Source organism: Bacteroides sp. CACC 737 (assembly GCF_013874375.1).
Lineage (GTDB): Bacteria > Bacteroidota > Bacteroidia > Bacteroidales > Bacteroidaceae > Bacteroides > Bacteroides uniformis.
Genome location: NZ_CP059408.1, coordinates 1,495,746 through 1,513,981 on the forward strand (window position 1 = coordinate 1,495,746; position 18,236 = coordinate 1,513,981).

The 18,236-nt window shown below is 40.6% G+C and carries 19 protein-coding genes, 1 tRNA gene and 1 pseudogene; 8 read left to right on the forward strand and 13 right to left on the reverse strand.

Features of this window, described 5'->3' with window-relative positions; translation table 11 throughout:
- Positions 1-26: 26 nt before the first annotated feature.
- A tRNA-Arg gene (locus H1A11_RS06480) sits at positions 27-100 on the forward strand.
- Between the two features lie 321 nt (positions 101-421).
- Here H1A11_RS06480 and H1A11_RS06485 read toward each other — a convergent pair.
- Entirely contained in the window at positions 422-1,111 is a 690-nt protein-coding gene (locus H1A11_RS06485; RefSeq protein ID WP_226791165.1) for an alpha/beta hydrolase, read from the reverse strand.
- Positions 1,112-1,860: 749 nt separating this feature from the next.
- Here H1A11_RS06485 and H1A11_RS06490 point away from each other — a divergent pair.
- The 5 genes and pseudogenes from H1A11_RS06490 to H1A11_RS06510 all read left to right on the forward strand — a co-directional run bounded on the left by H1A11_RS06490 (position 1,861) and on the right by H1A11_RS06510 (position 5,517).
- A pseudogene (locus tag H1A11_RS06490) lies at positions 1,861-2,826 on the forward strand (IS1595 family transposase).
- A 358-nt stretch (positions 2,827-3,184) separates the two neighbouring features.
- Entirely contained in the window at positions 3,185-3,997 is an 813-nt protein-coding gene (locus tag H1A11_RS06495; RefSeq protein WP_131226353.1) for a uracil-DNA glycosylase family protein, read from the forward strand.
- 7 nt (positions 3,998-4,004) lie between these two features.
- Positions 4,005-4,277: a hypothetical protein gene (locus H1A11_RS06500; protein WP_005825562.1), complete on the forward strand. Its 273-nt coding sequence runs from the start codon at positions 4,005-4,007 to the stop codon at positions 4,275-4,277.
- Positions 4,278-4,297: 20 nt separating this feature from the next.
- The gene (locus H1A11_RS06505) at positions 4,298-5,074 is read left to right on the forward strand and encodes a hypothetical protein (protein ID WP_131226357.1); all 777 of its coding nucleotides are present in this window, start codon (positions 4,298-4,300) and stop codon (positions 5,072-5,074) included.
- Between the two features lie 221 nt (positions 5,075-5,295).
- Complete coding sequence (locus tag H1A11_RS06510) at positions 5,296-5,517, forward strand: hypothetical protein (RefSeq protein WP_131226359.1); 222 nt, start codon at positions 5,296-5,298, stop codon at positions 5,515-5,517.
- A gap of 77 nt (positions 5,518-5,594) precedes the next feature.
- Here the strand turns inward: H1A11_RS06510 and H1A11_RS06515 are convergent, their stop codons facing one another.
- Both H1A11_RS06515 and H1A11_RS06520 read right to left on the reverse strand, forming a co-directional pair.
- Complete coding sequence (locus H1A11_RS06515; RefSeq protein ID WP_226791167.1) at positions 5,595-5,867, reverse strand: hypothetical protein; 273 nt, start codon at positions 5,865-5,867, stop codon at positions 5,595-5,597.
- A 308-nt stretch (positions 5,868-6,175) separates the two neighbouring features.
- Entirely contained in the window at positions 6,176-6,412 is a 237-nt protein-coding gene (locus tag H1A11_RS06520) for a YecH family metal-binding protein (protein WP_131226362.1), read from the reverse strand.
- 208 nt (positions 6,413-6,620) lie between these two features.
- On the opposite strand from H1A11_RS06520, the gene H1A11_RS06525 reads away from it, so the two are divergent.
- Positions 6,621-7,334, forward strand: a complete 714-nt coding sequence (locus H1A11_RS06525; protein ID WP_131226364.1) for a hypothetical protein — start codon at positions 6,621-6,623, stop codon at positions 7,332-7,334.
- Between the two features lie 72 nt (positions 7,335-7,406).
- Here H1A11_RS06525 and H1A11_RS06530 read toward each other — a convergent pair whose 3' ends face one another.
- The 3 genes from H1A11_RS06530 to H1A11_RS06540 are packed head-to-tail and all read right to left on the reverse strand — an operon-like array spanning position 7,407 to position 10,594.
- Positions 7,407-9,416 (reverse strand): alpha amylase C-terminal domain-containing protein, encoded by a 2,010-nt coding sequence (locus H1A11_RS06530; RefSeq protein ID WP_131226368.1) that lies wholly within the window; start codon positions 9,414-9,416, stop codon positions 7,407-7,409.
- A 31-nt stretch (positions 9,417-9,447) separates the two neighbouring features.
- Positions 9,448-9,894 (reverse strand): YhcH/YjgK/YiaL family protein, encoded by a 447-nt coding sequence (locus tag H1A11_RS06535; protein ID WP_119962273.1) that lies wholly within the window; start codon positions 9,892-9,894, stop codon positions 9,448-9,450.
- Positions 9,895-9,928: 34 nt separating this feature from the next.
- Positions 9,929-10,594, reverse strand: coding sequence for a DUF2461 domain-containing protein (locus tag H1A11_RS06540; RefSeq protein WP_117966448.1), 666 nt, complete (start codon positions 10,592-10,594; stop codon positions 9,929-9,931).
- 333 nt (positions 10,595-10,927) lie between these two features.
- Between H1A11_RS06540 and H1A11_RS06545 the strand changes: the two genes are divergently transcribed.
- Positions 10,928-11,158, forward strand: a complete 231-nt coding sequence (locus H1A11_RS06545) for a hypothetical protein (RefSeq protein WP_117599602.1) — start codon at positions 10,928-10,930, stop codon at positions 11,156-11,158.
- Between the two features lie 104 nt (positions 11,159-11,262).
- Here the strand turns inward: H1A11_RS06545 and H1A11_RS06550 are convergent, their stop codons facing one another.
- The 7 genes from H1A11_RS06550 to H1A11_RS06580 form a co-directional block, all read right to left on the reverse strand.
- Positions 11,263-12,960: an alpha-amylase family protein gene (locus H1A11_RS06550; protein ID WP_181757910.1), complete on the reverse strand. Its 1,698-nt coding sequence runs from the start codon at positions 12,958-12,960 to the stop codon at positions 11,263-11,265.
- A gap of 32 nt (positions 12,961-12,992) precedes the next feature.
- The gene (locus H1A11_RS06555) at positions 12,993-13,802 is read right to left on the reverse strand and encodes a patatin-like phospholipase family protein (RefSeq protein WP_138345917.1); all 810 of its coding nucleotides are present in this window, start codon (positions 13,800-13,802) and stop codon (positions 12,993-12,995) included.
- Positions 13,803-14,087: 285 nt separating this feature from the next.
- Entirely contained in the window at positions 14,088-14,597 is a 510-nt protein-coding gene (locus tag H1A11_RS06560) for an ECF transporter S component (protein ID WP_171030451.1), read from the reverse strand.
- 69 nt (positions 14,598-14,666) lie between these two features.
- The gene (locus H1A11_RS06565) at positions 14,667-15,788 is read right to left on the reverse strand and encodes a DUF362 domain-containing protein (RefSeq protein ID WP_117599605.1); all 1,122 of its coding nucleotides are present in this window, start codon (positions 15,786-15,788) and stop codon (positions 14,667-14,669) included.
- 262 nt (positions 15,789-16,050) lie between these two features.
- Positions 16,051-16,878 (reverse strand): bifunctional hydroxymethylpyrimidine kinase/phosphomethylpyrimidine kinase, encoded by an 828-nt coding sequence (gene thiD, locus H1A11_RS06570; RefSeq protein WP_119962269.1) that lies wholly within the window; start codon positions 16,876-16,878, stop codon positions 16,051-16,053.
- Between the two features lie 21 nt (positions 16,879-16,899).
- Complete coding sequence (locus tag H1A11_RS06575) at positions 16,900-17,496, reverse strand: thiamine phosphate synthase (RefSeq protein WP_117599607.1); 597 nt, start codon at positions 17,494-17,496, stop codon at positions 16,900-16,902.
- Between the two features lie 18 nt (positions 17,497-17,514).
- Positions 17,515-18,210, reverse strand: coding sequence for a HesA/MoeB/ThiF family protein (locus H1A11_RS06580; protein WP_181758080.1), 696 nt, complete (start codon positions 18,208-18,210; stop codon positions 17,515-17,517).
- Positions 18,211-18,236 lie beyond the last annotated feature (26 nt).

Here is an 18,236-nt window from a genome sequence, read left to right on the forward strand (position 1 = left end):
CGTACCTTTGCACCGCAATTAAGGCTGGTTCCGTAGCTCAGCTGGATAGAGCAACGCCCTTCTAAGGCGTGGGTCTTGCGTTCGAATCGCAACGGAATCACAACGAAAAACCGCAAATAGCTAATAAAAAGCTTTTGCGGTTTTCTTGTTTTAGAATTAGAAAATGTCCGCATAGGTTGTAATGGGAAACAAATTGGAGTATTTGGTTTACATTGCAGGCAAGATTTATTTGCGATACCTGGAGAAAAAATTATCAATCCAACGGACTAGATATACTATAATAACTCCGGCTATGACCATACTGATAATACGTACCAACATAATTTATAGAATTAAAGATTTGTTTTTATAGAATAATAATGTGCAAAGATAATTGATTGGTGGAGAAACAAAAACTCTGGAAAGGATATAAAGATAGGAGTTAACGCATATTTTCACGGATATAATCCTCTATTGTAAAATCACTCTTATATCTAGATATTTCCGGATTCTTCTCTACAGTCGTAATGCAACGTTTTTCTTTACCAAGTACCAACCGGTTTAGGAAGCTCAGGATGTCACGACGATTATCCTTCATAGGAGAATAGGATAGGGAATGTCCTATACCTTCCGCTATATAGAAATAGTATGCTGTCTCTTTTTCTTTCAGTTGCATACAGATAAAGTTTGAGCCCCATAGCCCCATTTCCTCTTCTATTACTGCCTTAGTAAAAGGAACCGTGCTGTCGGCATCACCATAGAACAACATAAGAGGACAAGGGGACATTATCCATTTTGGAATACCATTGGCACAGATTGCTCCAGAAAAGGAAATGACCCCTGCATAATTGAAATTGGCAGGTAATCTGTCCGCAAAGGCCGTTTGATTGCAAATCTCATACTCTGCTTGAAGGGCAGTTATCGCACCTGCACTTGAACCGCAAGCTATAATTTGTGCAGGATTTATTTGCCATTCTACACTATGCTCAATTATATGATTTGTAGCATCACCAAAATCTTCTACAGCACAAGTGATTGCTTGTTGCAGGGCAGAAGAGAATCCTTGCAAGTCCGAATACTCCGATTTATCTATATCCTTTAATTGGGTGCGGTAATCTGTTGATACTACCACATAACCGGCTCGTGCAAAAAAATGAACCCAATTATATACTTTAATGTACTAATTTTAATTCTATCTATTTATATCTTATTTCAATAAGGGAAATCTTTTGGGTTTCCCTATTTTTTATGCCCATTTTCAAGTGAATCAAAGAATTTTGTTAAAGAATCCTAAGTAGATAACACTTGAGATTGGATTTGGGTATAATTCGCCAAAGTAGTTTTCATGGTAGTAAAAACCAAGTGTTCCAAGTATCGTACTGGAAGCACTTGGTTAATGTTTAAATGAGCAATATTAATTTGTCTTAAATAAAGGTCAAATGCCCAAGTTGAATTGAGGTATTTGACCATAAAGATAAATGTTTCATAATAATTGTTATATCAACCTTGATTTGTAAGGGCACTCTGATATATAATTTTGATAGTTCATAAAAGGACTATCAAAAAGTATATGAGAAATAAAACTATACTAATTATTAAACTATTAGAGATAGTCCTATTAGAGATAGTCCTAATAGTTTTAGGAATGTTCCATGAAATACTTGAAATATTGGAACATCTTAATGCCCTGTAATATACAGGAGATATGTAACAAGAACCCGACTCTGCAAAATCGGGTTTATTTTTTATGTAACATTTTATCTTTAAATATGTATATGATAATTATACTCAATTGTTTTATTTAAGTGCCTAATTTTTAGATACTTATTTTTATATGTTATGATTTTTTATTATATTTATATAATAAAAATAACATGTCAATTGGAAACAGAAATAATCAATATTGTAGAAATAATAAAGAAGAATAAACAAATGCGAGAAGTAAAGTCATTTATTGATTTGATGAAATCCTTTTATGGTGAAAAATCATGTAGAGAATTTCTTGAAGATATTAAATGGCATGGAGAACCGATTTGCCCACACTGTAATTGTCAAACGAAAGAGCATTATAAGTTAAAGTCTAATGGAGAATTTAAAGGACTATATAAATGTAAACGATGTAAGAAAAGATTTACGGTTACTATTGGTACTATGTTTGAAGGTAGTCATGTATCATTAAAGAAATGGTTCTATGCATTGTATATATTCTTAGTCCATAAGAAAGGAATAAGTAGCATACAATTATCTAAAGATATAGATGTAACACAGAAAACAGCTTGGTTTATGTTGGAACGGATAAGACATTATTTGAAAGACAAGCTTGTAGTTCAATTTAATGATATGACACAAGTTGATTAAACCTATGTAGGTGGTAAGAATAAAGGTAGAGTAAAGAATGCACAAGGAAGAAGCCTTAAAGTTAAGACTCCCGTAGTAGGTCTATTATCTAATGGAATGGCATATACAGCCGTTGTTCCAAATACTGGTGGAAAGGTTTTGAAAACGATAATCAATACTTTAGTCAAGGAAGGTTCTACCGTTATAACAGATGGATGGAAAGGTTATACTGGAATATCGAAAAATTATATTCATAAAGTAGTTGAACATAGTACTGGCGAATATGTAAAAGACGGATTCCATACCAATAGTATTGAGGGATTTTGGTCACACTTGAAACGTGGAATATTAGGAATATATCATAAGGTAAGTCCAAAGCATTTGGATAAATACTGTGATGAATTTGCATTTAGATATAATACGAGAGGACTAACAGATGTTCAAAGATTTATTTATTTTACGATGTCAGCCTATAAAAGATTAAAGTATCAAAGTTTGATTTACCCATAAGAATGGGTAAATTTGAATTGAAAATAGAAAAAGAGCAGTTCACGAAGTAGCATTTTTGCTAAATAGTTCCTATATTTGCATTGTCCCAAGTGGACAGACATAGTTTAGGAAGCGTTTAGCTTATTCCTTGTTAATGAATCTGGACAATTCACCTGCACTGAGGAATATGAAAGAATGCTCCCTTTGGTTTGCATATATAGCATTGATGTGTTGATATACAGCCAAAGGCGTGAGCTGTTTTCATTTTTCGGTGCAGAGGTAGTCCAGAACCCATTGACGGAATTTGATAACAGTCTTGCGCCTTCCCTATTTTAGAAAATGCTTTCTTTGAGACTGGGGGAGCGCAAAGTGATTGTGTATGAGAACAGTCTTCTGCAATGATTGTCATTTGTCGGATGATATTCCAAAATTAGTTGCTGATGAATTGTTGGGTATTCAGCAATTAGATATGTTAAAGGCTCGTTATAAGCAAATGAGAAAGTGCTATGACTTCTCGTATGCAGAATGGCAAAAAGAGTTTTCCGATGATTTGAAGCCTTTTAATGGATATACAGATACTACCTCTGTTTGTATTCCCATTTTGAATCCATTGTTTAGAAAAGATTTTGCGGATAAAGGTGCAATAGGTTTGGATTTGCCGACTTGGTTTAATGTTCAAGTCGATAATGTCCGAATTATGCTTATTGCGCAAGACCCGTTACGTGATGCAAAATGGTATGAAGAATGCCATGATGCAATAGTGTCAAGTCCATTTGGGTTACATGATGCAACCCATAGGAAAAGTGGAAGTGGAGGTAAAATGGCCGACTTGTTGATTAATGGTCTGATTAAGAAAAGGTTTGCAATATACTTGACTGATGCGAATAAGTATTTTGTACATGATAGAGAAATGTCTAAGACTTTTGCTGAAAATAGATTAAAGACATATACTGATATATTGCAAAAAGAATTAGACTTAGTGAGACCAAATCTTTGTGTTTGTTTAGGTAAGAAAGCGAAAGAAGTTTTGGATAAATGTATGGTAAATGTCAAATCAATAATGTTGCCGCATTTGTCGGGAACTGCACGAGGTGCAATAGTCAAAAGGTTTCCAATATTAGAAGACATTAAAGCAACAGCCGAAAATGTTGCAAATGTATATGTAGATGAAATTGTTGAATCATTAAAATAGTAGAATTATGGGTTGTATAACATTCGTATTGTTAGTATTGAATATCATTGCATTAGTTGCAATAGATATTATGTTTTGGGCTGAAAGTGCAGCTTCGGGACTTGCTGGAGTATTTGGTATTATAGCATTCTTTATAGGATATGCTTTGAGTGTGGAAGTAACGATTGCTCCAAGAGATTTTTGGGTAAATTCTGCATTTGGCATCTTTATAAAGAAACTTGGTGTAGCCAATATGACAGCTTTTGCAGTGTGGTTTATCGGAAATTTGATAATTGGGTAGAAACATTAAAATGAGAAGATATGAACAATAATGAAAATTCAGTTTTAGAGTATTTGAAAGCAAACAATGAAGTACTGTTTGATAAAATCGTGAATGCTTTGCGTAAAGGAAAGCAAGTTAATTTTACGGATATTAATCAAAGTGATATTATCATTTTGAGTCCGCAGAAAGCATTTGAATATGCGGGAGAAGAAGGCGATAAGTATTTTAAAGTTTGGATGGTAGGGAGTACTATTGCTTGGTGTACTTGGGCTAATTCAATGGTTGATAGCGATTTCCGTTGGAATGCTAAGGCGAGAAATGAAAACAAAAGAGATAATAAGGACATTTTGGGTAATGAGCCTTATATTTCTGCCTATTTGAAGTCTAATTCTGCCATTGAACAATGTTCAGTAGTTTATATGTTCCCGTTTGAAGCCTTTTCCAAAAAGAAAGTAGAAGTTGTGAAGAAGGTGGAAGAAAAAGAAAGTAAAACAGAAAAGTCTGTAAAAAAGACGACAAGTGAACCAAATAGTAAAAAGGTTGAAGATATTATTGATAGCCTTTCATGGCTAACTGAATGTATTTCTAAGAAATTTGCACCAAGTCCCACAATGCCCGGATTTGGTATGATTACAAGAGCTTGGGATAAGCAGCAACTTATTGGGGAACGTGCTGAATTTGATACTAAATTGATGAGGTTGAAATGTTTGGATGAGCATAATAAGATGATACCGTATTTTGAGAAGAAAGCACAAGAGTGGGATGAGAAAAAAGCTGGAGTGTTTGAAAAGATAGCGAAAGTGTTAAAAAAATAATAAGTAGTATAACAGTAAAAGCCAACCGACTTATAATTAAGTGGTTGGCTTTTGATTTTAGAAAACATCCATAAAGATGGATTGTTTTCTGGTGGTCTTTTATTGCGATTTTTGGTCGTTTAATTTAGTTTCTCTATATTTGTATTGAAAATTAATGCTTTAGATTTTTTAGACGAATGATAGAGCATTAAGAGTATTAACAAATCTAAAAGAATACCATTATGGACGATTTAAATCGTTTAAAGACCTTATTGGAAAAAGTATTTAGTAAGTGTTTAAAGCAGGTGTATTATTACATTTATATGCCTGATTTTAGAGGAGACATGCAAGTCTTGATGAAAGAAAGACCATGTACTTCTAATATGATACGTAATTCTTTAAAGGAAATGGATATACCTGTTAAAGAATTAGGTAATAATGGAATATGTATTTTTATAGCTTAATTGAAAATTTGCAATTAAGAATAGCCGCACCTAAGTTTGAATTTGGGTGCGGCTTTTATTTTTGTGTGATTGGTGCATTAAAGTATATAATTGGGAAAATGAAAATAAGAAATGTAATCGGGATTATCTCTTCTCCCGCCTTTGAAACCTCCCCCAAATGCAAAAAGAATGACGGGCTTTGATTGTGTCCCTTGTATTTGATCAATCATTACATACTTGTCCAGTTTCAGAGTATCAGCCTTTTTGATGGCAAAAGTATAGGTTTGCTTGTCAATATGTTGTGCATGCACAACAGTAGCTATACTCAATAATGAGCATGCCATCAAGATAAAAATAAAGCGTTTTCCCATATTCAGTTTATTCTATTAATGTTGCGTGGATTATCTGACCTACAAAGATAGAATAAAACTATAACTAAAAAGGGGAAAGATGACATTTAGACATAAAAAAAGGCTATCTATCCCAGACAGCCAATCTTTTTTATTAACCTTAAATCTAATACTATGAAAAACACAGTACAAAGATACGTACTTGCAGGAGATATCCAAATTTTAGTGGGTAATCAGTGGATATTATAACATGGTTTAGTAGAATATTATTTCTGTTAACCATTAACATAAATAATGTTCGATTTAACAAAAGCAAGAATTAATATTCCTCACCAATGATTGCAAACTTTAATCATATCGACGGTAAATCCACCATTGGCGGATATAAATTTTCCTTTTCTTTTAAGAAATTCTATAAGGGTATCTACATCCATATTGTCGGCAGAGCAAGTGAAGAAACGCTGCCGCTCTCCGAATTTTTGGATAATGGCTTCTCTCAATGATAACTCAGTATAACTATTACCTTCCATCATGTGGAAGATTTCATGTGCATGTAATTGTTCCATAATCTTTTTTGTTGCAAAGATAATATGATATTCAAAGTATAAGTGTAACATATGTGACAAAGCCCCAAAAACACATCCAGATATTTGCTTTTACGTAAAATAACACTTGTTACGACTATACTAAAAACCTCAAAAAAAGTAAAAAGGTTTTGCTTCTATACCATTGTAAACTAACTTTGGGAATCAACTTTTAAATGAATTAAAGCATATGAAAAAATTAATCTTATCTATTGCACTATGTTGTGCAGCTACGAATTTCTTTGCGCAGAATGCTGACCCTGCCCAGTTGGTCAACGATGGTAAGGCTGCTCTTGAAGCTAAGAATTACCAGGAAGCTTACACAAAATTTAGTACTTATCTAACACAAACAAACAACCAAGACTCCGTAATTGCATATAACTGTGGCGTTTGTGCCGATAAGATAAAGAAACCTGCCGAAGCTTTGAAGTATTTTGATATTGCTGTACAGAAAAAGTACAACTTGGCAAATGCTTATATAGGTAAAGCCGGTGCTTTGAAAGATTTGAAGAAAAATGATGAGTATGTTGCCACTTTAAAGGAAGGGCTGGAAGCAAATCCCGGTAACAAAACATTGACTAAATTGTATGCTACTTATTACGTAAATCAAGGTATCATGGCGCAGAAAGCCAAAAAGATGGATGCAGCCGAAGAAGCTTTTAAACAAGCCATAGCTATCCAAGCAGATAATGTAAATGCACTTAACAGTCTGGGTTCTTTGTATTATAGTAAGGGTGCCAATACCATGAAAACAGATGTAGAAAAAGCAAAAGTTGAATTCAAGGAAGCCAAAGAATATTTGGATAAACTTATTCCATTGCTCTCTGCAAACAAACCAGCTCAAAAGAAGATGATGGATAATGCAAAAACGATGTTGAACTTCATCGACAGTCAATTGAAATAAAAGACTCTCCTATATAAAAAAGAGGCAGATATCAATTCAGATATCTGCCTCTTTTTTAATGTTATAAAATGATTATTTAGTTCTTCTCAGTACAACAGCTGTACGTGCCGGTATGTAAAGCTTCAGCCACTCCTTCTTGTCTTTTTTATAAAGCGGATCGTGGATGGTAAAATGTTTGATGGTATCATCCGTTAAACCATTACCGCCATAATCTGGATTATCAGTATTCAAAATAACTTCATAAGTTCCGGCAGGAACCAAGAAACCATAATCAGTAAAAGACTGCTTGGGGTTGAAGTTGAATACAAAAATCAAGTCCTTGCGCATATAGGCCAATACCTGGTCACCGTCATTATGCCATATTTCTTGGACCGGAGTAGCTTGGAAGTTCTTTATGCTTTTTACAACTCCCAACATGGCAGCATCAAAGTCACCCATATAATGATATGCCAGATTCTTGTTGTCCACCAAATCCCATTGACGGCGGGCATATTTACATGACCAACCGTTACCTTCACGGGGGAAGTCAATCCATTCCGGATGTCCGAATTCATTGCCCATAAAGTTAAGATAACCGCCGTTGATAGTAGTCGCAGTCAGTAAACGTATCATTTTATGGAGAGAAATGCCGCGATTTACGGTATAGTTTTCGTCTCCTTTCTGCATGTGCCAGTACATATCCGCATCAATCAAGCGGAAAATGATGGTTTTGTCACCCACCAAAGCTTGGTCATGGCTTTCCGCATAGGAGATGGTCTTTTCATCTTTGCGGCGGTTGGTCACTTCCCAGAACATGCTGGATGGCTTCCAGTCCTCATCTATTTTCTCCTTGATTGTCTTAATCCAATAATCGGGAATATTCATGGCCATACGGTAATCAAATCCGTAGCCGCCATCTTCATATTTTGCCGCCAGTCCGGGCATTCCCGATACTTCTTCGGCAATAGTAATGGCTTTGGCATTGACTTGATGGATAAGCCTGTTGGCAAGTGTCAGATAACAAATGGCATTGTCGTCTTGATGTCCGTTGAAGTAATCTCCGTAATTACAGAATGCTTCTCCCAAACCATGGCTATAATATAGCATGGAAGTCACTCCGTCAAAGCGGAAGCCGTCGAAATGATATTCTTCCAACCAAAATTTACAGTTAGAAAGCAGGAAATGAATAACTTCGTTCTTGCCGTAATCAAAGCAAAGTGAATCCCAAGCCGGGTGTTCCCGACGTCCACCGGGATAGAAATATTGATTAGGATCACCGGCAAAGTTACCCAAGCCTTCCACTTCATTCTTCACAGCGTGTGAATGGACAATATCCATGATAACCGCAATCCCCATGCTATGGGCTGTATCAATCAGTTCTTTCAGTTCTTCCGGAGTACCAAAGCGGGAAGAAGCGGCAAAGAAACTGGAAACATGGTATCCGAAGCTACCATAATAGGGATGTTCCTGGATAGCCATAATCTGTATGCAGTTGTAGCCTTCTTGGGCGATACGTGGAAGAATCTTTTCTTGAAATTCCTTATAGCTACCGACCTTTTCCTCCTGCTGAGACATACCGATATGGCATTCATATATCAACAAAGGATCTGTAGACGGCTTGAAAACCCGCTTCTTCATTTTATAGGGTTTCTCCGGAACCCAAACTTGGGCACTGAATATTTTAGTCTGTTCGTCTTGTACGACACGTGTAGCCCATGCAGGAATGCGCTCACCGCAACCGCCGTCCCAATGTACCATCAGCTTGTACAAGTCACCGTGTTTCACAGCATCAGCAGGAAGCTTGATTTCCCAATTGCCGTTTGCCTTGCGTTTCAGGCTGTATTTCTTTTCTTCCTTCCAACCGTTAAAAGTTCCGACTATAAAGATTTGGGTTGCGTTAGGCGCCCATTCGCGGAAAACCCAGCCGTCGTCAGTACGATGCAGACCGAAATAGAGGTATCCGGATGCGAAATCAGATAAGGTTAACTTTCCTTTATTGGTCAGTTCTAGTTCTTTGTCTATGGCATGTTGATGACGTCCGTTGATGGCATCGGCAAAAGGTTCCAGCCATGGGTCATTCTTGATTAAATTCAATGTTTCCATATAGAGGATGAGTTTTGGATATTTGATAAATTTACGCTTTAACTTTCACAATTACTTTTTTTACACCGTCAGGAGTAATACCCGGAGCATGCCCGTCCCGAGGGAAAAAGATAGCAAACATTCCGGGCTTCACTGCAATATAGCTCTCTGCCAGTCCTTCAAAAAAAGTGATGTCTTTTTCCGCATTGTAAGGAGCATCAACCGGAAGGCAGTCTTGGGCGGCGGTATAACCTATTATCTCCGTACCGGACAAAGGTATTTGAATGTCAATATAGTCTTTATGAGTTTCCAGTTTGGCATTCTCTTTTTCTTTTGGATTTGTCTGAGCCACATTGACCAACAAGTCCTTTCCTTTCAGTTCGGTCTTGCCGATTTCCAAAGAGTGCAAATCATGTGATTTTAAAAAATCAATGGCCTGCTCAAACAGAGGATGCAGCAAAGTATATTTTTCTATGTTTTCAAGTCTGTCTACAACCATAATTCAAATGTTTTAAGTTAGTTATATAGGTAAATTATTCAAAGTCGTCTATGGTGTAATTCACAAAATCAGAAAAACGCTTCATCTGCTTGAAGATGTCGTCTGTACGATCCAAAAAGTCTGGAGCAAGAAAGAAGCTGTCCGGCTGGCAGCAGGCAACCGTATACTCTTTACACTGAAGGTATTTCAGATAGGGATAGTCCTTTGGAAATCCTTTTGGAGCTGTTTTTAGAAAATTCTCTCCGATGATGGGGAAGTATTGCTTGAAAGCGGGATCTTCCACTATGCTACGAAATTCATCCATATTATCGTATACTGCTTGTCGCAGAGCTCTTAACAAGGGCGAGGGAGGACAATAACTTCCACCGGCCAACAGGCAGTTTCCCGGTTCCAGATGCACGTAATAGCCACAATGGTCGGATTTCTTTCCTTTCGCATTGATATATCCTCCCAGATGTGTCTTGTAGGGAGTTTTATCTTCGGAAAAGCGTGTATCACGATAAATACGGTATGTACAGTCCTTTGCTTCTATGCCACGGATGCTTTCATCAAACAAAGAGATACGGGAGATAATTACTGTAAGCAAGTTTTCAAACTCGCTGCGGGCTACTTCATACTGTTCCCGGTGAGAATTGAACCATTCACGATTGTTGTTTGCAGACAGTTCTTTCAAAAATTGAAATATAACAGGGATATTCATATCATATTCTTTCCTTATTATCTGCCAAATTTACGGATAATATTTCTAACATGCTACAAAGAAGGGTAAAAAAAGCATCGGCTCTGGTAAACCGATGCTCCTTACACATTTATCAATCAAACAGACGCTTCTGTTTTTGATGTACTTACTTATCACAAGCGGGTACGTCTCTTTTAATTAATCTTATATCTAATACTATGAAAAACACATTTATATAACACAACAAATCGAGATTTTGTTCATGCAGATGAGGATAACTTTAGCATAAAAAATGGGTGGGTCATTTTATTCTGCATCCAGTTTGCACTATCTTTGCAAGAAAAAATGTAGAATATGGCCGAATATAAATTTGATGAAGATAGCGTTAAAGCGCTGATAGATTGGGCAAAGAGCACATCTTTCCCTCAAAGTGTAACATTGTCTGATGCTGAGAACATAGTGGATGTGAAACGTTTTGTGCAAGCTAACCTCAGTGATATAGATGCACATTATCCTGATGATTTTTATAATCCTGCCATCACGCGGCTATATCGACTGAAGGAATATATGGAAGAGAACCAATAAAGACTTGGCACTGATTATGCGGAAAGCCGCGAAGCGATTAAGAAATCCGTGTTGTTCTGCATAATTAGTGCCAAACCTAATAAATCACCTGAGTTGTGCCCCCATTATAGCTTTATCTTAAGTATCTTTCCTCCATATCCTTCGACGGCCACATTAGTAGCCTTATAGGGAAGCAGACTTATGTTTTCTTCTTTTCCGCTGAGCAGCTCCGTAGCTTTGTACTGATCCATCTGCGGTATTTGCAGGAAGTCAAAAGCATGAGAAGGAATATTTATGGCAAGGTCTGCCGAGATATGGTCGAAGTTCACGACAAACAGCAGCAGGTCCCTCTCAAATTTGCGCAGGAATGTATATTGCTTATGTTCATTAAAGCGCCATCCGTTGACATTGGCATACATCAAATCGAAGAAAGCTCCTTGAGAGATGGCCTTTTCTTCATTGCAAAGAGTCAGCAACCGTTTATAAATGCTGTATAGGTGTTTCTGGTCCTCCGTCAGCATCTTGCCGTCGAACTTGCCGTCATTGCGCCAACGGCGGATGGTATCTACACTCCAATAGTCAAAGATGGTTGTACGTCCGTCCCGGCCGCTGAAACCTTCGCTATCCATGCCCAGCTCACCAAACTCCTGACCGAAATAAATCATCATCGGATTGGTGTTCATGCAGGCTGACACAATGAGTGCCGGAATCGCCTTGCGCGGGTTACTGGTAAAAAAGTCGGAAGCGATACGTTGCTCGTCATGGTTTTCCAGAAAGTTCAACATGCGTTTTTCTATGCCTCCCAGACTTTGCCAAGAGCGGGTGATGGCAGTTGCCGATTCATACCCGCAAGTAACAGCTCGCAAGGTATCATAAAGTCCTACTTTGTCGTATAAATAATCAAACTTGCCACGGAACAAGTAATTCTTGTATTCTCCCGGGTTGTAGACTTCGGCTATAAACAGCAGGGAGGGATATTGCTCCTTGACCTGCGGAATTGCCCATTCCCAGAACTCTACGGGAACCATCTCGGCCATATCGCAACGGAAACCGTCTATGTTCTTTCCCGCCCAGAACAGCATGATATCCAGCATCTTGGTCCATGTATCGGGAATGGGGTCGAAATGGCAAGTCCCGCCGTTCTGATAATCCACTCCATAATTCAACTTTATAGTTTCGTACCAATCGGTAATGTTTGGATATGCGTCAAAACGGTTGTTTCCGGTAGCTTTTGCCGGAAATTCCCTATAAGGTTCGGTGGCTGCACCTTTCATGTCAAATTGGCCATGCAGTTCCGATTTCGGGATATAATAGAAGTTATTATATGGGCTGAACGCATAGTTGGTATCATCGTTTGAACCCAGTTGTGAAGTGCCATCCGGCTGGGCATCCGAGTGATATTGACGAGCTACGTGGTTGGGAACAAAATCTATGATGACCTTCAGACCGCTACGGTGAGTGCGCTGCACCAGATTCTCAAACTCTTTCATACGCTCCGGTACGTCCTTGGCGAGATCCGGGTCGACATCATAGTAGTCCTTGATGGCATAGGGAGATCCGGCTTTACCTTTCACAATGGCCGGATGGTCGGGTTGGATATTGTGACGGCGGTAGTCAGTTTGCGTAGCATGCTCAATGATGCCCGTGTACCATATATGTGTAGCGCCAAGCTTCTTGATTTCTCCCAACGCCTTGGCTGTAAAGTCAGCCATCTTGCCGCATCCATTTTCGGTGATGCTGCCATTATTGATGCAGTGGTTATTGTTGTTTCCGAATAGTCGGGTGAACACTTGATAAATAATCAATTTGTTTTCGTCGTTCATTTCTTTGTTTTCTATGTTATAGAATGGTTATTTTATTCTTTCCAAATGCTGCCTTTGTCTATGAACAGGCGTTCCAATATATCATTGGTCGTATTATATCCCTGCATGAATATCTCCTCCGCCTTTTCCAGCTCTGTATTGCTGTATCCCTCCAAGTTATAAGGTTCTATCAGTAAATCAGCCTTCTCGCGTTCAGGAAAAGAGTTGGAGCGAAACATAAAGTTATAGGAACGTAAGGCAATACTCACAATGTTCATTTTATACTTGGTTGCCATCAAAGGGCTGACATTCACGGCAATCACTTTTTCGCATATACGGCGGAGGGTAGAGACAGGCAGGTTCATCAGCAGGCCTCCGTCCACGTAATGGGTGCCGTCTATATTGACCGGGGCAAACAATACCGGCATGCAACACGAAGCTGCTACGCGTTCGGCGATGTCCCCTTTATGGAAATGTACCAGACGTCCGTGGTCCAGGTCAGTAGCTGTAATAATCAGAGGGATTTGCAGTTCTTCCAGTTTCTTGGATTTCAGATTGCTTTTCAGGAAATCGATGAACTCTCCCAATTCAAATAATCCGACTTTGGGAATCACCAGTTTGGTCAGGTCCTGAAACTTGTGCCCGGCAAAGTAGTCAAGAACTTTATGCGGTTCATTGCCGTCGGCGTAGAATACCCCGGCCAAGGCTCCGGCACTGACTCCGGAAAGTATATTGGGCTTGATGTCATGTTCCAATAAAGATTGCATGGCACCCAAATGGGCAAAGCCTTTGATGAAACCGCCGCTCAAGGCAAAACCTATCGGATATTTTTTAGTGAACCAGTTGTTCGTTGCTACCTCCATGTTGAAAATATAATATATTGTTCGGCACGAAATTAATGATTTTATCGTAGGGAGAAAGGAAAATAGCGGAAAAAAGTTCAAAGTATTAAGAGAAAAGTCTTCTCTATTAAGGAGAAAGTTTTTCTTGGTTAGGGAAAAAGTTTTTATCAGTTAAGAAAAAACTTAGTTTATGGTTTGCGGATGTCTATCCCAAGTCTTGGGATAGACATCCGCAAACTGGGGATATGTATCCGCAGTTTGCGAACAAAGTTTTAGGATTAAGGGATACTGTTTGAGAATATACGCTTAATTTTTTGCGATTGCTTTCAGCAGTACATATCCTCCGAACCACTGAATCAGCATACCCGGAATGCCCATACGGAAATCTTGCACAGCCAGAAAGAAATTACCGCACAGAGCCCATTCAAAGGCCGTACCGATAATTTGATAGGAGAGAACCACGCCCAGCAATGCCAATAAAGAGATATTCTTGGCATAGCGTGCAGCAAGAGCGGCGGCTCCGGCCAGCAGACCGGACTTTATAAGTATGGCCGGCAACACGGCTGCTGCAGGCATGGCAAAAAGCAGATGATTGATGACCGGCGACAGGATAGCCGTCAGCAGACCTACCTTGAAACCATATTTATAAGCAGCTATCAGTGTGAAGAAATAGATGGGAAGCAACGTCGGACCGCCTGCCGGGACCAGATGGCAGAGTTGCGGCAAGGCGATGTTTCCTGCCACGAACAGCAGGGCGAATAGATAGGTCTTTACGTTGCCGAAAGGCAGGGAATAAAGTTTTGCAGATGTTTCCATTTGTATAATATTATGCATTAATTGATAAATCTATTTTTAATATGACTGTTTAAGACAGAAAAGGTTTAGTCAAATCTTCACCAATTCATATTTCATGGTTCCCAATCCGATTTTCTCGGCATGGCGCAACCCGGCAAGCCAGTCCGTGTCGGGGTGCATCAAGTGGAATTTGTCGCACCCGCACAAGTCATCGTGCTCGTGTGCCGTGGCGAGGCAATTGTTGCCGTGCAGTATCGGGGCTTGGATGACCATATCTGCACATGCCTTGTCCAGTGCAACCGGGTCTGCCGAAGCCAGGATGCCGAGGTCGGGCACGATGGCGGCATCGTTGTGGTTCCAGCAGTCGCATTCGGGAGATACGTTCATGATGAAGCTGATGTGGAAATGGGGCTTGCCCATAACGACAGCCAAGGCATATTCGGCAATCTTGTAGTTCAGGCGTTCGGAAGTATCTTCGGCACCCATCACGGCACCGTCGTGCTGGCAGAGAGCTACGCACTGTCCGCAACCTACGCATTTGGTGTAGTCTATTTCTGCCTTGCGGCTTGCATTGAGGTGCACGGCGTCGTGTGCGCAGTGTTTCACGCAGATGTTGCAGCCTATGCAGTTTTCTACGTCAATCTTGGGTTGCGAGGCGCAGTGCAGTTCCAGCTTTCCGCCTACGCTGGCACATCCCATACCCAGATTCTTCAAGGCGCCGCCGAAACCGGCTTGTTCGTGTCCCTTGAAGTGGTTCATACTGATTACAATATCGGCGTCGGCTATCGCTGTACCGATTTTGGGTGCCGGACAATATTCCCCGTTCAGAGGGATTTCGCGGTAGTCCGTTCCTTTCAGCCCGTCGCCGATAATGACCTGGCACTGGGCCGAGATAGGGTTAAAGCCATTCTCCATCGCACTTTGCAAGTGGTCTACGGCATTGGCACGACGACCGGAATACAGCGTGTTGCAGTCCGTCAAGAAAGGTTTGGCTCCCAGGCTGCGAAGCAGGGTTGCCATTCGAGCTGCATAATTGGGACGTAAGTATGCCAGGTTACCGGGTTCGCCGAAATGGATTTTAATGGCAGCAAAGCTATCTTTCAAAGGAAGTTGCTCGATGCCTGCCCTTCTCAGCAAGCGTTCCATTTTATCCAAAAGATTGGATGTAGGGGAGGTACGCAAGTCAGAGTAGTATACTTTTGCTTTTTCCATGTGTTTTTACCTATTTATTGTGATAGTATCTGCAAAAATAACAGATTATTTCATATTAATAGGTATATGGCTAAAAAAAGTAGGGATTTTAGACGTCATTGATTCACTGTTCAAGAAAGACGATGCCAGGAACATTTTGGGCATACGCTACTAAGGAGCAGGCTTGTCAGAACGCATTGTCCGTTGGTGCCAAACACATGATGTATCGGAGGCTGACAGATAATGCGTTTAGGGTAAACAGATAATGCGTTTCGACGAGCTCTTATTCCGATAAAGGAAAGTGCCATAACGGACCGTTTCCGTGTCCTATATCCATGTTTTTCCCCTGATTTATCGCAATACTGATATACTCTTTAGCCTTGCGGACCGCTTCATCGGGTTTGCTGCCACCGGCAAGAAATGTAGCTATGGCAGAGGAAAGGGTACACCCCGTGCCGTGCAGGTTACGGCTCTCTATTTTGGGGTTGGAATAGAGGATGCATCCGGATGGCAGGACGTCAGCCCCGGCAGAAGGTTGCCGGCAATAAAGCACGTCGCACATGTCATTGCCCTCCAGATGTCCGCCTTTGACGAGGACAGCGGTGTTGTATCTGCAGGATAATTCCCGTGCCGCTTGCTGCATCTCTACAGTGCCGGCAATGGTTTGCCCCCACAGCAGGCTTGCTTCATTCAGGTTGGGAGTAATGAGGGTGCATAGCGGAAACAGTTCCGCCTTAATGACTTGTATAGTTTCTTCGGTCATCAGTCGCCGTCCACTGGTCGATATCATGACGGGGTCATAGACTATACACTCCGGAGTATAAGTCTGAAGACAATCGACAATGGCGGTCACAATACTGGCATCATGTACCATACCTATCTTGACGGCATCCGGCCTTAAATCATCCATAACAGAGGTGATTTGTGCTTTAACCATATCCGCAGGTATCGGATAAACCGATTGTACTCCCAGTGTGTTTTGTGCAGTAACAGCCGTGATGACGGAAGCGGCATAACCTTCCAAAGCGGAAATGGTCTTTATGTCTGCTTGTATGCCTGCACCGCCCGAACAGTCGGAACCGGCAATGGAAAGGATAATAGGGGGAAGCATGAGATAATTAAAAATTAAAAATTAAAGAAGGGGGGAGGAGAGCTGTTTCAGGTGGAGGAAGTGGGGGATGAAATCTTCCTTCGCTTGCTGCCAGATGTCTCCTAGCAGGACGGCACCTCCGAAACCTAAAGCGGCTATTTCCGGAAGATGCTCCAGGCTGATGCCACCCAATGCCATGACGTTGGAGTCGATAATACCAGCTTTCTGTGCCTTCTTCAAGGTATCGCAGGAGTAAGCGGAAGAGTAGCCTTCTTTGGATATACTGTCATAAATGGGACTGAGGAACACATAGTTACAATCTGATTTATGTTTCAACACTTCTTCAAGAGAGTGGCAGGAACAACTGATGTGTCCCTTATATCCGGACGGTATCTGCGGATTGCGCCCGTTCAGATGAATTCCTTTCAGACCGAAAACGGATGCCAGCTGGAATTGCTCATGCGTGACAATGCGCGGCATATATTCCATCGGTAGTTGTTGAAGAAAATTCCCCATCTCCTCTGCCGAAGCTCCCGGCTTGCGCAGGTGGAGTATTTCCAAACCGTTTTGGAATAAGGAGGTAACTGCCGCTGCTTCTCCTTCAAAGAATTGCGGCGTGGTAATGACTATCAGCTTCATATCTTTATGGATGTTTGTCTATAATGAGAAAATATACGACTGCATGGTCCTTAAATCAATCGTCCATAGCTTTCCAACCAAGGGTTCACCGTAGCCGCAAATCAGTTTCAATACTTCATTGGCTTCTACGCTACCCACAATGGCAGGGGTTACGCCGATAACCGATTTGTCCGGAGACGGCATGAGCAGTGTCCCTTCTTCATCCGGATAGAGGTCACGGTAGTTTTTCGCACCTTCACCGTAGCAGAAAACGGATACTTGGCCTTCAAAGCCTTGAATGGCACCATAAACGTAGGGCTTGCCCCAAGCGTTGCATACGTCATTCAGCAAGTAGCGGGTAGCGAAGTTGTCGCACCCGTCTACCACTATATCGTAGTTCCTTACCAGTTCCCCGGCATTCTTCTTGTCCAGACGGAAGGGGTATACTTCCACGTTTACATCGCTGTTCAAACCCTGCACTCTACGGGCGCCACATAGAGGTTTAGGCTGCCCAAGGTCAGCTTCAGCATACAGAACCTGACGTTGAAGATTACTGATGCTGACTTGGTCATCGTCCACCAATCCCAGCGTTCCGACTCCTGCTCCCGCCAGATAGAGGGCAATGGGAGAACCTAATCCTCCCACACCGACTATCAACACCTTGGCATTACGCAGTTTCTCTTGTCCGGCTTCGCCTATTTCGGGAAGGGACGTTTGTCTGGCATATCGGTTCATTTGTTCATTGTTATTAAGGTTCTGTA

What these genes read in the sequence shown, in the direction of transcription:
- H1A11_RS06575 (WP_117599607.1), bottom strand. Translation starts at nt 17,496, where the DNA reads ATGAAGCTGATAGTCATTACCACGCCGCAATTCTTTGAAGGAGAAGCA.
- H1A11_RS06540 (WP_117966448.1), bottom strand. Translation starts at nt 10,594, where the DNA reads ATGAATATCCCTGTTATATTTCAATTTTTGAAAGAACTGTCTGCAAAC.
- H1A11_RS06555 (WP_138345917.1), bottom strand. Translation starts at nt 13,802, where the DNA reads ATGGAGGTAGCAACGAACAACTGGTTCACTAAAAAATATCCGATAGGT.
- H1A11_RS06560 (WP_171030451.1), bottom strand. Translation starts at nt 14,597, where the DNA reads ATGGAAACATCTGCAAAACTTTATTCCCTGCCTTTCGGCAACGTAAAG.
- thiD (WP_119962269.1), bottom strand. Translation starts at nt 16,878, where the DNA reads ATGCTTCCCCCTATTATCCTTTCCATTGCCGGTTCCGACTGTTCGGGC.
- H1A11_RS06495 (WP_131226353.1), top strand. Translation starts at nt 3,185, where the DNA reads ATGAGAACAGTCTTCTGCAATGATTGTCATTTGTCGGATGATATTCCA.
- H1A11_RS06535 (WP_119962273.1), bottom strand. Translation starts at nt 9,894, where the DNA reads ATGGTTGTAGACAGACTTGAAAACATAGAAAAATATACTTTGCTGCAT.
- H1A11_RS06530 (WP_131226368.1), bottom strand. Translation starts at nt 9,416, where the DNA reads ATGGAAACATTGAATTTAATCAAGAATGACCCATGGCTGGAACCTTTT.
- H1A11_RS06505 (WP_131226357.1), top strand. Translation starts at nt 4,298, where the DNA reads ATGAACAATAATGAAAATTCAGTTTTAGAGTATTTGAAAGCAAACAAT.
- H1A11_RS06580 (WP_181758080.1), bottom strand. Translation starts at nt 18,210, where the DNA reads ATGAACCGATATGCCAGACAAACGTCCCTTCCCGAAATAGGCGAAGCC.
- H1A11_RS06545 (WP_117599602.1), top strand. Translation starts at nt 10,928, where the DNA reads ATGGCCGAATATAAATTTGATGAAGATAGCGTTAAAGCGCTGATAGAT.
- H1A11_RS06565 (WP_117599605.1), bottom strand. Translation starts at nt 15,788, where the DNA reads ATGGAAAAAGCAAAAGTATACTACTCTGACTTGCGTACCTCCCCTACA.
- H1A11_RS06550 (WP_181757910.1), bottom strand. Translation starts at nt 12,960, where the DNA reads ATGAACGACGAAAACAAATTGATTATTTATCAAGTGTTCACCCGACTA.
- H1A11_RS06525 (WP_131226364.1), top strand. Translation starts at nt 6,621, where the DNA reads ATGAAAAAATTAATCTTATCTATTGCACTATGTTGTGCAGCTACGAAT.
- H1A11_RS06500 (WP_005825562.1), top strand. Translation starts at nt 4,005, where the DNA reads ATGGGTTGTATAACATTCGTATTGTTAGTATTGAATATCATTGCATTA.
- H1A11_RS06515 (WP_226791167.1), bottom strand. Translation starts at nt 5,867, where the DNA reads ATGGGAAAACGCTTTATTTTTATCTTGATGGCATGCTCATTATTGAGT.
- H1A11_RS06520 (WP_131226362.1), bottom strand. Translation starts at nt 6,412, where the DNA reads ATGGAACAATTACATGCACATGAAATCTTCCACATGATGGAAGGTAAT.
- H1A11_RS06510 (WP_131226359.1), top strand. Translation starts at nt 5,296, where the DNA reads ATGGACGATTTAAATCGTTTAAAGACCTTATTGGAAAAAGTATTTAGT.